We start from the raw sequence: 12,843 nt of genomic DNA, 5'->3' as shown, positions 1-12,843 counted from the left end.
TATTCCAGGAGCACGAACCCGCGCGCTTCACCTGGCGTTGGGGCCGCCGGCGTCCCCCGCGTCGTCGGTCTCCGCCGCGAGGCGCTCCGCGTGGGCGGCGGCGGCGTCGGCGGTGCGGCGGGCCTCGGCCACCTCGCGTTCGGCGTGCTCCGCCTCGTGTCGGGCCCGGCGCTCGGCGTCGGCAGCGTCGTGTCGGGCCTGTTCCGCGGCGGTGAGGTCGCGCTGCAGCTCGGCAAGGCGGTCGCGCGCCTGCTGATGGCGTCGGCCGGCTTCCTGCGCGCGGGTACGGGCGGTCTCGGCGGCGCGTTCGCGTCGCGTCACGTGCGTGGCGGCCTCGCGGGCGTCGCGGCGTGCCGCGGCGAGCCGTTCGCGGGCTTCGCGTCGCGCCCGTGCCTGGCCGAGATCGCGGACCTTGCCGGGCGCCGCAGGTTGCGCCTTCGCCGACTTCGGCCGGTCGGAGCGTCGCGGGGTGCCTTCAGGTGCGACGGCGGGAAATGCCGGGGGCGTGAGGGTGTGCGCCAGCCGCCCCGATGCCCAGGCGGTGCCGGAGTCGGGATCCGCGAGGGCGGCGGCGACGGTGTCGCGCACTTCCGCCAGGGCTTGGTCGCTCAACGTCTGCCCGGCGTCGGCAACGAGGGCTCGGGCCTGCCGGGCCAGCGCCATGGTGAGGGTGCGCTGCTGCGCGGACAGGTCACGGAGCCGCGCGCCGTCCATGTCCCGGTGTGCCGTGCGCAGCGCTTCGCCGAGTTCGAGGACGCCACGCACCTCGTCCGGCTGCGCTCGCACCAGCAGGTTGCTGGCCCACGCGGCGAGGGTCGGCCGCCGCAGCGCCCGGATGCGCTCCGCAAGCGGACGGTCGCCGTCCTTGCGGGCCTCGACAGCGTGTGCGTCGCGGGCCTTGGTGAAATCGGCGGGCGGCAGGCCGTACAGGTCGTCGGCGACCGCGTCGAAGCGGTCGTCGGCATCGGACTCGGTACGGCGTGCCATGCGCACTACCTCCCTGCCGGTTCCGTGCGTGCGGGCGACGTGGGGGCACGTGCCCGAAATCGCCGGTGCTCACGCGGCGCCGGCCCACGCGGGTTCCCCGGCGATTCACTCGATCAGGTGATCGGGTGGCGACTTTCCCGACCGGACCAAGCCGCGCGGGCCGGTGCCGCGAATGCCGTGCCGAGTGCCCGCGTTCGGCGGGTGGGACGAAGGGAGCCGCGACGGTGGGCGAATCCATCGACACCCGGCTGCTGACGGAGTTGACCGAGCAGTCCGAAGACCTGCACAGCGACGCGACGCGGGCAACCCGCGCCTCGCTGGAGGAATTCCACGAGCGCACACGGGAAGCACACAAGGGCCGACCGCGGACGCGGCGCTGGTGGCGCCCGGGGATCCTGGGCGGAGCCGCCGCGGGTGCGGTGCTGCTGGGCAGCTCGCGGGCCGCGGCGGCGACCGCGGACGACGTGATGGCGCTGCAGACCGCGGCGTCGATCGAGAACCTCGCGGTGAACGTCTACACCACCGCCGCGGGACTTCCGTTCATCAAGGGCGGCAACGCGGTCGTGGTCGCGTTCATCGACAAGACGGCCGCCCAACACCGGGCCCACGCCCAGGCGTTCAACGCCGCTGCCGGCAAGGCGGGCGGCAAGGAGCAGACCGCGCCGGACCCGAAGTACGCCGCGATCGTGCAGCAGACGCTGCCGACGATCAAGGGCCCGGCGGACGTGGTGAAGCTGGCGATCACGCTGGAGGATGTCGCCGCCCAGACCTACACGAAGAACGTCTCGCAGGTGTCCGACCCCGCGCTGCGGCAGCTGTTCGGGTCGGTGGCGCCGGTCGAGGCCCAGCACAAGGCGGTCCTGCTCGCCGTCCAGGCGCTGCTCGCCGCCGATCTCGCGGCGCAGATCAAGCTGCCGCCGGATGCCGCCGCGCTGCCCGCCGCGGCGGGGTCCGTCGGGTTCCCCGACGCGTTCTACCCGACCAAGGACGCTTCCCCGATCACCGAAGGGGCCGTGAAGTGAGCCGCAACCGCAAGCCCGAGGCGTTCCAGGGCTCCGAGGCCGAACTGCGGGCGCTCACCGCGCAGGTCGACGAAGTACACCGCGCGACGCTGCCGCACATGTACGCGGCGGCGGCCGAGCTGTCCGAGCAGATCCGTGAGCGGCCGAGGACGGCGGAGCGCCTGCCGGAGCCGGGCCTGGACCGACGCCGGTTCCTGCGCGGTGTCGGCGTGGTCGGGCTGAGCGCGTTCGCGCTCGCGGCCTGCAGCAGCGACGACGGCAAGTCCTCCGGCAAGCCTTCCTCCGCCGCGTCCGCCCCGGGGCAGGCCGCCCCCGCCGCGACGGGCTCCTACACCGGCGACTTGCTCGTCGTCGCGCTGGCGGTCGCGCTGGAGAACCAGGCCGTGGGTGCGTACCAGGCGGCGGTGCAGGCGGCCGGCGCCGGGAAGCTCGGGACGGTGCCGCCCGCGGTCGCGAACTTCGCCACGACCGCCATGGCGCAGCATGCCGACCACGCCAAGGTGTGGAACAACGTCCTCACCCAGGCCGGCAAACCGCCGGTCACCGGCGTGCCGCTCAAGAGCCAGGCGGCGGTTGCCGACGCGCTCGGCAAGGTCACCGACATCCCGGGTGTGGCGCGCCTTGCCTTGCAGTTGGAGGACCAGGCCGCACAGACGTACCTGTTCGCCGAGTTCAACGTCGCCGCCCCCGCGGGAATCGAGACGGCTGCCACGATCGCCCCCGTGGAGGCCATGCACGCCGCGACCCTGCACTACCTGCTCGGCGAATACCCGGTCCCGGCGGACTTCCTGCCCGTGGACAAGGCGGCCAAGACCGACGACCTCACCGTCTGAGCGATCCGGCGGCCCCGCCCGCCCCGGGCACCCCTCGGGCGGTCCGGGACACCGCAACGGTGTCCCGGACCGCCCGAGGGGCCGCGCAAGGTCAGTGCAGGTCGAACCGGTCGAGGTTCATCACCTTGTCCCACGCGGCCACGAAGTCGCGCACGAAGCGCGCGGCGCCGTCCTCGGACGCGTAGACCTCGGAGATCGCGCGGAGCTGGGAGTGCGCACCGAAGACGAGGTCGGCCGCGGTGGCGGTCCACGTGACGGAGTCGGTGCCGCGTTTCCGGCCCTCGTAGACGTTCTCCTCCGTGGTCGAGGGCTTCCACTCGGTGCCCATGTCGAGCAGGTTGACGAAGAAGTCGTTCGTCAACGTCCCCGGGCGGTCGGTGAACCTGCCGTGGGAGGACTGCCGGAAGCCGGTGTCCAGGACGCGCATGCCGCCGAGGAGGGCCGTCATCTCGGTCGCGGTGAGCGTCAGCAGGTTGGCGCGGTCCAGCAACAGCGTCTCCGGCGACAGTTTCTCGCCTTGCCGCAGGTAGTTGCGGAACCCGTCCGCGCGGGGTTCGAGGACGGCGAACGACTCCGTGTCCGTCTGCTCCTGCGAGGCGTCGGTACGCCCGGGCGCGAACGGGACCGCGAGGTCGTGCCCGGCGTCTTTCGCGGCCCGTTCGACGGCGGCGCACCCGGCCAGGACGATCAGGTCGGCGAGCGAGATCTTCTTGCCGCCGGACTGCGCGTCGTCGAACTCCTGCCGGATCCGGTCGAGGGCCTGTACGGTGCCGGCGATCTCGGGCAGGTCGTTGACCTCCCAGGTGCTCTGCGGGGCGAGCCGGATGCGTGCTCCGTTGGCCCCGCCGCGCTTGTCCGTGCCGCGGAAGCTCGCCGCCGACGCCCAGGCGGTCGCGACCAGGTGCGGGACCGGGATCCCGGCGTCGAGGACCCGGGCCTTGAGGGCGGCGACATCGGCGTCCCCGACCAGCTCGTGGTCGACCGCGGGGACGGGGTCCTGCCACAGTTGCGGCGCCGCGACCCAGGGGCCGAGGTAGCGCGCGAGCGGTCCCATGTCGCGGTGCAGCAGCTTGTACCAGGCCTTGGCGAAGGCCTCGGCGAGCTTGGCCGGATTCTCGTGGAAGGACTTCACGATCGGCGCGTAGACCGGGTCCAGCTTCAGGGACAGGTCCGTCGTCAGCATCATCGGCGCGTGCCGCTTCGCCGGGTCGTGGGCGTCGGGCACGGTGTCGGCGGCGGCCGGGTCCGTGGGGGTCCACTGGTGCGCGCCCGCGGGGCTCGTCGTCAGTTCCCAGTCGTAGCGGAACAGGTTGTCCAGGTAGCCGTTGTCCCACGTGGTCGGTGCGGAGGTCCAGGCGCCTTCCAGGCCGCTGGTGAGCGCGTCGACCCCGCTGCCCGTGCCGTAGGCGTTGCGCCAGCCGAGGCCCTGCTGTTCGAGCGGGGCGGCTTCGGGCTCGGGGCCGATGTACGAGGGGTCGACGGCGCCGTGGCACTTGCCGAAGGTGTGGCCGCCGATGATGAGCGCGGCCGTCTCCTCGTCGTTCATCGCCATGCGCGCGAAGGTCTCGCGGATGTCCCGCGCGGCGGCGAGCGGATCCGGGTTGCCGTTCGGCCCCTCCGGGTTGACGTAGATCAACCCCATCTGGACCGCGCCGAACGGGCCGGCGAGTTCCCGGTCGCCGCTGTAGCGCTCGTCTCCGAGCCAGGTGTCCTCGGGCCCCCAGAAGATCTCTTCCGGCTCCCACACGTCCGGACGGCCGAAGCCGAAGCCGAACGTCGTGAACCCCATCGACTCCATGGCGCAGTTCCCGGCGAAGACCAGGAGGTCGGCCCAGGAGATCTTCCGGCCGTACTTCTGCTTCACCGGCCAGAGCAGCCGGCGTGCCTTGTCCAGGCTGGCGTTGTCCGGCCAGCTGTTGAGGGGGGCGAAGCGCTGCGCGCCGGCGCCCGCGCCGCCGCGGCCGTCGGCGATCCGGTAGGTCCCCGCGGCGTGCCAGCTCATGCGGATGAAGAGCGGTCCGTAGTGGCCGTAGTCCGCGGGCCACCAGTCCTGGGACGTCGTCATCACCGCGAAGACGTCCCGCTTCAGCGCGTCGACGTCGAGGTCGGCGAACTCCTTCGCGTAGTCGAAGTCCCCGCCCGGCGGCTCCGGCTGGGGAGCATGCTGGCGGAGGACCTGGAGATCCAGCTGCTGCGGCCACCAGTCCCGGTTCGATTTGGGCCGGGTGGGCGCGGGGGTGGGTGAGGGGATCGCCGGATTTTCGCTCTCGCTGTGGGACACGTCCGCCCTTCTTCCTGTCTCGGTGCTCCCGCGGGGAGCGGCGCCCGCGCCGGCGGGGAAGTCCCGTCCGCCGCGAGGCCGACTCATGCCTCTCGGTGATCCGATGTTTGCGCACCGTTACCGGCGCGATCGGGAGGACACGCAGGGGGAGTGCGCCCAACGGAAGCTGCGCGGGAAGCTGCGCGCGCCGACGGGTGCGGTCCACCGGCTATGGTGGCCGTTCGGTCCCGGGCCCCGCGCAGCGTGCGCCGCCCCGGCGAGGATCGCGTCCCCGTACGGGAGCGCATTGCGGCGGAGGGGATGCCATGGCCCGGCAGCGCCTGCGCGGTTCTCCCGGCCGTTTCGCGGCGGTGATCGCGCTGCTGCTCGCCCTGGCGTTCTCCGTCCTCGACATCGCCGGCCCGGCGGCCCGGGCTTCGTCGGCCGACGACAGCGCCGGGGGGCCGCGGACGACCGCGGTGTCGGTCGCCGCGCTCACACCCGCCTCTGCCGCGGACGAAGCCGCCGCCTTCGCCCTCGCCGCGGACACCGCGGACGAATCCCTCGTACCGTCCCCCGCCGCGGACACCGCGGACGAAGCCGTCCGCACCCTGCCCGTCCGAGCCCCGATTCCCCCGCACGCCGGTGCGCCCCACGCCGTGGCACTCCCGGCGCCGGCGGATCCCTGGCACGTGCTCGCCGCCGGCGGCCCGCCGGGCTTCCGCACCCCCGAGCGGGCAGCCCGGCCGCTCGTGCCCACGGCCCCGCGGGCCGATCGCGCTCCTCCCGCCCCAGCAGGCATCTGACCCCGCCGCGCCGCCCCGACCGGGGGTCGCGCGGTCTTCCCCCGTTTTCCTCCCCGCTGCGCGGCCGGGTCCGTGCGGCGTGCCTGCTGGAGGCTCCATGTCTCGCGCCCTCGTCGTGCGCGCGGTGCTTGCGCTGTCCGTTGTCCTGGTCTCGCTGTATGTGGCGCTGACCCAATCGCCGCGCCTCGGCCTCGACCTGCGCGGCGGCACCCATCTCGTGCTGGAAACCCGCGACTCCCCCACCGCCAAGGCCGACTCGGCGGCGACCGATCGGACCCTCGAAGTGCTCCGTCGCCGGGTCGACGGGCTCGGGGTCGCCGAGCCCACGCTGGCGCGCTCGGGCGAGCGCCGCGTCATCGTCGAACTTCCCGATGTGCAGGACCCGCAGGAGGCGGTGGCGGTGCTGGGCCGCACCGCGCAGCTGACGTTCCACCCGGTGCTCGGGGTCGCCGCCGGCCCGGGCGAGGAAGCGCCGGGCGGACCGCCCCCGGCCGGGGAACGGGTCCTCTCCGACCCGTCCGGGGAGCGGCTGCGCCTCGGCGCTCCGGCGATGACCGGCGCGGAAGTGTCCGGCGCGAAGGCGGCGCCGGACACGCAGGGCCTCGGCGGCTGGTACGTCACGGTCGACCTGCGCGGCGAGGGCGGCAGGCAGTGGACCCGGCTCACCGGCGCGGCCGCGTGCGCCGCCCCCGGCGATCCGGCGCGGCGGGTCGCGATCGTGCTGGACGACCGCATCGTCTCGGCGCCGCAGGTCGATCCCTCGGTGGCCTGCGGGACCGGTATCACCGGCGGCAGCACGCAGATCACCGGCGGCTTCGGCCGCGGCGAGGCCCGCGAGCTGGCGCTGCTCGTCAACGGGGGTGCGCTGCCGGTTCCGGTGGAGCTGGTCGAGCAGCGGACGGTCGGCCCGACGCTGGGCCGGAAGGCGATCGAGGCGAGCGCGGCGGCGGCCGTCATCGGCATCGCTCTGACGTCGCTGTTCATCGTGTTCGTATACCGCTTGCTGGGCGCCCTCGCCGCGGTCGCGCTGGCCTGCTACGGGCTGATCTCGTACGCGGCGCTGCTGATGGTCGGTGCGACGCTGACCCTGCCGGGGCTCGCCGGGTTCGTCCTGGCGATCGGCATGGCGGTGGACGCGAACGTCCTCGTGTTCGAGCGGGCCCGCGAGGAGTACGCGGCCCGGCGCGGGCGGAGCCTGCGTGCGGCGTACGCGGCCGGGTCCCGCAACGCGTTCGGCGCGATCGTCGACGCGAACATCACCACGCTCCTCGCCGCGGGACTGCTGTTCTTCCTCGCGTCCGGACCGGTGCGCGGGTTCGGCGTGACGCTGTCGATCGGTGTCCTGGCGTCCATGGTCAGCGCCTTGGTGATCACGCGGGTGCCAGCCGAGATCGCGGTGCGGCGCCGGGCGGTGAAGGCACGGCCGAAAGTCAGCGGCATCGCGGCACCGGGCCGGTTCCGCACGTGGATCACCGGGCGCGGCCCGGACCTGATGCGGCACCGGAGCCGCCGGCTCGCGGTATCGGCGGTGATGCTGGCGGTCGCGGTGTCCGGCATCGTCGTCCGCGGGCTGAACCTGGGCATCGAGTTCACCGGCGGGCGCGTCGTCGAGTACGCGACGGCCACTCCGGTCGACGCGGAGGACGCCCGGGCGGTGCTGGCGGACGCGGGGCATGCGCGCGCGGTGGTGCAGACGTCCGGCGACGGGAACCTGTCGGTGCGCGTCGGCGAGCTGACGAACGCCGAGGAGGCGGACGTCCGTGCCGCCCTTGCCCACATCGGCGGGCCCACGGAGAAGGTCGCGGACGACATGATCGGCCCGACCCTCGGCGACGAACTGCGCCGCGACGCGCTGATCGCGCTGGGCGTGGCCGTCGCCGCACAGCTGCTGTACCTGGCGGTGCGCTTCCGGTGGACGTTCGGGGCGGCGACCGTGGTGGCGATGGCCCACGACGTGCTGATTCTGGTGGGCGTGTTCGCGTGGCTGGGCAAGCCGATCGACGGCATCTTCCTGGCGGCGCTGCTCACCGTGATCGGCTACTCCGTCAACGATTCCGTGGTCCTCTTCGACCGGGTCCGCGAGTTGTGGGCGAACGAGCCGCGGGCGCCGTTCGCGGCCGTCACCAATCGGGCGGTGCTCCAGACCCTGCCGCGCACGGTGAACACGGGCATGGGTGCGCTGTTCATCCTGGTCTCGCTGTGGCTGCTCGGCGGCGACTCGTTGGCCGACTTCGCGCTGGCGCTGATCGTCGGGATCGTGGTGGGCACGTACTCCTCGATCCTCACCGCGGCGCCGCTCGCGATCGCGCTCCAGGCCCGCAGCACCAAGGGTGCTCCGCCGCCCCGGGCGGCGTCGGCCCGGGGCGGGGCCGCGGGCCGGACCTCGGGCGGGGCCCGGGGGCGGCCGCGGGAAGGACGGCCGGACAACGGCGCACGGGTGTGAGACCCGCGGTGCCCCGGGACCGGGGCACCGCGGCACGCCGCCCCCGTCCGGGGAAGACTGGTCGTACGGTCCCCAGCCACGGGAGGAGCCACCATGGACGCCGAGCCCACCGGCCATGCCCCCACACCCGCGGCACGACTGCTCCGGCTCATGGCGGAGACCGCGGGGGTCGGCATGTACGCGGTCGACGACCGGGGCCGGATCGCCGAGGTCAACCAGCGCGGCCGGCAGCTCCTGGCCCGTTCCGCGGAGGACCTCGTCGGGCAGGACGCCCACGAGTTCCTGCACCGCGACAGCCACGGCGGGCACCTGCCCCCTTCCCAGTGCGCCATGATGCGGGCCTACCTTGCGGGGCGCGCCGCGCAGGGCGACGCGGTATGGCTCGAACGCGGCGATGGAACGTTGCTGCACGTCGCCTGGCTGGTGGCGCCCTACACGACGGCGGACGGGAGCTTCGGCGCGTTCGTCGTCTTCCACGAAGCGGCGACCGGGGTCCGGAACACCGCCGCCGTAGACGCGTCCGTGCTGGCCGAACTCGACCGCTTGGCGCTCCTCGCCGAGACCACGACCACGCTCACCAGCACGCTGGAAATCGACGAAGGCGTGCAATTGCTCGCGCGCCTGCTGGTCCCGCGGCTCGCGGACTGGGCCGTGGTCGACCTGATCACCGAAAGCGGCGAAGTCCGGCGCGACACCGTCGTCCACCACATCGACGGCGCACGGCATCGCCGCCACGACCTCGAAGGCCCGATGCCCCCGGTCCCGGAGGGCTCGCCGATGCCCCTGTCGCGGGCCCTGCGCGGAGCAGCCGCGTCCCTCGCCGGGCCCGGGCACTACCAAGGGCCGCCCGACTCGGGCATCGCGGTGGCCCAACGCGAACTCTTCGACGCCACGGGCATGCATTCCGCGGCGATCGCCCCCATCCGCGGCGCACACGAAGTACTCGGTGCTTTGACCATCGGCCGCAGCGAGCGGCCGGACGCCTTCGGACCGGACGACCTCACGCTGCTGGAGGACATCTCCCGCCGGGCCGGGCTGACGTTCTCGAATTCCCGGCTCTACCAGCGCCAGCGCGCGGTCGCCGAGACCATGCAACGCCACCTCCTGCCCCAACTGCCGCATGTCCCGGGCATGGGCATGGTCGCCCGCTACCGGCCCGCCCCCGACGCGTCGCAGGTCGGCGGCGACTGGTACGACGCCTTCCTCCTTCCCGACGGGTCCATCGCCCTCGTCATCGGCGACGTCGCCGGCCACGACCTCGATGCCGCCGCGGGCATGGCGCAGGTCCGCAACATGCTGCGCGCCTTCGCCTGGGACCACCGCGAACCCCCGAGCCTCGTCGTCCGCCGGCTCGACCAGGCGTTCCTCAACATCACCGATGCGGCCATGGCGACGATGGTCTTCGCCCGGCTCGAAGCCGCCGACGACGGCGGCTGGAACCTCACCTGGGCCAACGCCGGGCACCCTCCCCCGCTGCTGGTCACCCGCGACGGGCGGACCCGCTTCCTCGACGACGGACACGGCGTCCTCCTGGGCAGCGACCTCGACCTGCACCGGACCGACGGCAACGTCCGGCTTCCGCCGGACAGCACGCTCGTGCTGTACACGGACGGCCTCATCGAGGTCCCCAGACAGGCGATCGACATCGGGCTCGACCACCTCCGCCGCCACGCGGCCGCCCTCTGCCGGCGGCGTCTCAGCACCTTCTGCGACCTGCTCCTCGACCGGGTCCGCCCGCCCGAAAGCACCGACGACGTCGCCATCCTCGCGCTGCGCGCACCGGGCGGCGCACCGCAAGGACCGCCTGCGGCGGCCGATGCCCCGGACCGGAGTCCGTTCTAGACTCCCGGAATGCCCGAAGCCGAACCTCGCTCCGAAGCCGCACCGCGCAGCCTGGCCGAAGTCCGCGACCGTATCGACGGCATCGACGCCGAACTCGTCGCGCTGCTGACGCGCCGCCAGTCGCTCGTCCAAGCCGCCGCCGCGTTCAAGACCGACGAACAGGCGGTGCGCGCGCCCGACCGCGTGGAGAAGGTGATCGCCGCCGTCCGGGAGCGGGCCGAGGCCGCCGGGCTCGCCCCCGAGGTCGCCGAGGCGGTGTGGCGCGCGATGATCGGCGCCTTCATCGCCCTCGAACTCACCGAGCACCAGCGCCTCGGCTCCGCGGTACCCGGCAACTCGGCCTGAGGGAGGGCGCCTTCGCCCGCCGGTCGGGATGCGGCGGCACGTCGTGCGTCGGCAGGTTGGGCGGGTCGGGCTACGCGGCGCTGCTCTCAGTGCGGCAGTGTCGCCTGGCTGGTGACGAGTTCGCGGTACGGCGTGCAGCGGGCGACGAGCGTGGTGTGGTTTCCCGCGTCGACGACCGCGCCGCCGCTCATCACGATCACGTGGTCGGCGTGCCGGACCGTGGAGAGGCGGTGCGCGACCACGATCACGGCACGGGTCAGCGCGAGGTCCTCCACGATGGTGCGGAAGCGCTGCTCGTTGATCCCGTCGAGCTGGCTCGTGGGCTCGTCCAGCAGGACGATGTCCGCGTCCGACAACAGCGCCCGGGCCAGGGCCATGCGCTGGCGCTGGCCGCCGGACAGGTCGGACTCGCGGCCGAGCAGGGTGTCGAGGCCCTGCGGCAGGCGGGTGATGTCGTCGGCGAGGCCCACCACCGCCAGGGCGGCGGCGAGTTCGCTGTCGCGTGCGGGCCGGGCGCGGCCGAGCTGGAGGTTCTCGCGGGCGGTCGCCTCCAGCAGCGTGAACGCCTGGTCGACGTAGGCGATGCGGGCGCGCAGTGCGTCCAACGGCCAGTCGCGCACGTCGTGCCCCAGGACTTCGACGGATCCGGACGCGGGCCGGAGGAACCGGTCGACCAGTGCCAGCGTGGTGGTCTTTCCGGCGCCGGACGGTCCGACGATCGCGGTCAGACCGGTGCGTTCGACCGTGAAGGAGACGTCGCGCAGGGCGGCTTCGGTGGCGCCCGTGTGCGTGTACGAGACGGAGCGGAACAGCACGGCGGGTGCGTCGGGCAGCGGGGGCGGGACCGGCCGGTCCGCGTCGTCGGGATCGGCCTCGGGACGCATGAGCAGCACGTCGTTGCAGCGGTCGCGGGCCGCGAACCCCGCCTGGAGGCGGCCGAAGCCGCTCGCCAGAGCGTTCACCGAAGGGACGGTCTGCAGCAAGTAGAGGAGGAACGCGGCGAAGGCGGCGGCTTGGAGGTCGCCGCGCGCCAGCCGCGTACCCCCGGTGAGGATCACGGCGATCATGGCGAGTTGGTTGCCGAGGGTCAGCACCGCGGGGATGAGCGCGCCCAGCCGGGTGCCTTCCAGGGAGACCGCGCGCAGGCGTTCCGCGTCGGCGGCCAGGGCGCGCGAGGCCACCGGCTCGGCGCGGTAGGCCTTGATGGTGGTGAGTGCGTCCAGGTTGGCGGTGAAGCGTTGGGCGAGCTGCCCGACCGCGGTCTGCTGTCCGGCCATGCTGACCCGCATCCGGCGCAGCACCAGCAGCACCAGAACGGTCAGGACGGCCAGGGAGACGACGGTGACGACGGTCAGCAGCCAGTCGATCCACAGCATGATGCCCAGGGTCGCCGCGATCGTCAGTGCGGCGAGCGGCAGTTGCGTGGCCACGTCGACGACTTGGCGCAGCAGCATGGCGTCGGAGGTCACCCGGGCGGCGAGGTCGCCGGCACCTTCCGCGCGCACGACGGCAAGCGGAAGCCGCAGCGTGTGTTCCATGATCCGCATCCGCAGCCGGTAGGCCATGCGTTCGCCGATGCGCGCGAGTTGGAAGCCGGACAGGGCTTGCGCCAGGGCGCTGCCGACGGCCGCGACGCACATCAGGGCGACGTCGGCGCCCAGGGGCCGGTGCCGGGAGAAGTCGGTGATGATCTCGCGGACGAGCAGCGGGAGCGCGAGTGCGGCCCCGGCGGCTGCCACGGCGAGCAGGAGGGCCCAGGCGAGCCGGCCGGACTCGGCGGTCAGTTCCCGGCGGAGCCGGACCGGGCCCGGAGCGCGGCGGGCGGTGGCGGGGTGCGGTTCGGCCACGGGAAGCCTCTCTGGTGCTGCGGCGGCCAAGGGGCGTGCGCCGGGCGGGTGTGAGCGGTCGAGCGGTCGGAAGGCCGAGGTTCAGGGGCGCCAAGGCTCGACGGTCCGAGAGCACGGAACGGGCCGGGGCAGCAGTGCTGCCCCGGCCCTCACACCGACCGGGCGTCACGGCCCGGTCGGCTCCGTGGTGCGGGCCGCCTCTGGCGGCGGCAGGCTCAGAGGCAGATGAGCGTGCTGAGCGTGCTGGCGCCGCAGTTGAGGACGCTCAGCGAGCTGACGCTCGCGAGGCTGTCGTCGATCGGCGTCGCCTGGGTCTCGGGGACTTCGAGGGTCTGGAGGTCGAGGATGGCCATGGCCGTTCTCCTTCGCTACGGGCGGTGCATCACCCGGCCGGGCGGCCGGGAGTCCGGGGTGGCGCGGGACGCGCCGGTGGGGACGTGCGTGTGGTTCCGGGGGAA

At 73.7% G+C, this 12,843-nt stretch carries 10 protein-coding genes; 6 read left to right on the top strand and 4 right to left on the bottom strand.

Features of this window, described 5'->3' with window-relative positions; genetic code table 11:
- Positions 1-27: 27 nt before the first annotated feature.
- On the bottom strand, positions 28-987 hold the full coding sequence (locus ABEA93_RS12765; protein ID WP_345675577.1) for a hypothetical protein: 960 nt from the start codon (positions 985-987) through the stop codon (positions 28-30).
- A 224-nt stretch (positions 988-1,211) separates the two neighbouring features.
- Here ABEA93_RS12765 and ABEA93_RS12760 point away from each other — a divergent pair, with 224 nt between their 5' ends.
- Positions 1,212-2,009, top strand: a complete 798-nt coding sequence (locus tag ABEA93_RS12760) for a ferritin-like domain-containing protein (protein ID WP_345675576.1) — start codon at positions 1,212-1,214, stop codon at positions 2,007-2,009.
- Positions 2,006-2,842 carry a ferritin-like domain-containing protein gene (locus ABEA93_RS12755; protein ID WP_345675575.1) on the top strand — a complete coding sequence of 279 codons (837 nt, stop codon included), beginning with the start codon at positions 2,006-2,008 and terminating at the stop codon, positions 2,840-2,842. Before ABEA93_RS12760 ends, ABEA93_RS12755 begins: the two co-directional genes overlap by 4 nt.
- 91 nt (positions 2,843-2,933) lie before the next feature.
- Here ABEA93_RS12755 and katG read toward each other — a convergent pair whose 3' ends face one another.
- The gene (gene katG / locus ABEA93_RS12750; RefSeq protein WP_345675574.1) at positions 2,934-5,123 is read right to left on the bottom strand and encodes a catalase/peroxidase HPI; all 2,190 of its coding nucleotides are present in this window, start codon (positions 5,121-5,123) and stop codon (positions 2,934-2,936) included.
- A gap of 305 nt (positions 5,124-5,428) precedes the next feature.
- Here katG and ABEA93_RS12745 point away from each other — a divergent pair, with 305 nt between their 5' ends.
- The 4 genes from ABEA93_RS12745 (at position 5,429) to ABEA93_RS12730 (ending at position 10,538) form a co-directional block, all read left to right on the top strand.
- Positions 5,429-5,908: a hypothetical protein gene (locus tag ABEA93_RS12745; RefSeq protein WP_345675573.1), complete on the top strand. Its 480-nt coding sequence runs from the start codon at positions 5,429-5,431 to the stop codon at positions 5,906-5,908.
- Positions 5,909-6,005: 97 nt separating this feature from the next.
- On the top strand, positions 6,006-8,351 hold the full coding sequence (secD, locus tag ABEA93_RS12740; RefSeq protein WP_345675572.1) for a protein translocase subunit SecD: 2,346 nt from the start codon (positions 6,006-6,008) through the stop codon (positions 8,349-8,351).
- Positions 8,352-8,444: 93 nt separating this feature from the next.
- Positions 8,445-10,193, top strand: coding sequence for a SpoIIE family protein phosphatase (locus tag ABEA93_RS12735; protein ID WP_425584920.1), 1,749 nt, complete (start codon positions 8,445-8,447; stop codon positions 10,191-10,193).
- A gap of 9 nt (positions 10,194-10,202) precedes the next feature.
- On the top strand, positions 10,203-10,538 hold the full coding sequence (locus ABEA93_RS12730; RefSeq protein ID WP_345675571.1) for a chorismate mutase: 336 nt from the start codon (positions 10,203-10,205) through the stop codon (positions 10,536-10,538).
- A gap of 86 nt (positions 10,539-10,624) precedes the next feature.
- On the opposite strand, the gene ABEA93_RS12725 is transcribed toward ABEA93_RS12730, so the two are convergent.
- Complete coding sequence (locus tag ABEA93_RS12725; protein ID WP_345675570.1) at positions 10,625-12,385, bottom strand: ABC transporter ATP-binding protein; 1,761 nt, start codon at positions 12,383-12,385, stop codon at positions 10,625-10,627.
- Positions 12,386-12,600: 215 nt separating this feature from the next.
- Positions 12,601-12,738, bottom strand: coding sequence for a SapB/AmfS family lanthipeptide (locus ABEA93_RS12720; RefSeq protein WP_345675569.1), 138 nt, complete (start codon positions 12,736-12,738; stop codon positions 12,601-12,603).
- Between the last annotated feature and the right edge of the window lie 105 nt (positions 12,739-12,843).

It is taken from the genome of Yinghuangia aomiensis, assembly GCF_039542225.1.
Classification (GTDB): Bacteria; Actinomycetota; Actinomycetes; order Streptomycetales; family Streptomycetaceae; genus Yinghuangia; species Yinghuangia aomiensis.
Note: the sequence above shows the minus strand (reverse complement) of the source record. Positions and strands in the feature narration are given on the sequence as shown.

Excerpts from the sequence above, each read along its gene's own strand:
- ABEA93_RS12765 (WP_345675577.1), bottom strand. The coding sequence starts at position 987 with ATGGCACGCCGTACCGAGTCCGATGCCGACGACCGCTTCGACGCGGTC.
- ABEA93_RS12745 (WP_345675573.1), top strand. The coding sequence starts at position 5,429 with ATGGCCCGGCAGCGCCTGCGCGGTTCTCCCGGCCGTTTCGCGGCGGTG.
- secD (WP_345675572.1), top strand. The coding sequence starts at position 6,006 with ATGTCTCGCGCCCTCGTCGTGCGCGCGGTGCTTGCGCTGTCCGTTGTC.
- ABEA93_RS12735 (WP_425584920.1), top strand. The coding sequence starts at position 8,445 with ATGGACGCCGAGCCCACCGGCCATGCCCCCACACCCGCGGCACGACTG.
- ABEA93_RS12730 (WP_345675571.1), top strand. The coding sequence starts at position 10,203 with ATGCCCGAAGCCGAACCTCGCTCCGAAGCCGCACCGCGCAGCCTGGCC.
- ABEA93_RS12720 (WP_345675569.1), bottom strand. The coding sequence starts at position 12,738 with ATGGCCATCCTCGACCTCCAGACCCTCGAAGTCCCCGAGACCCAGGCG.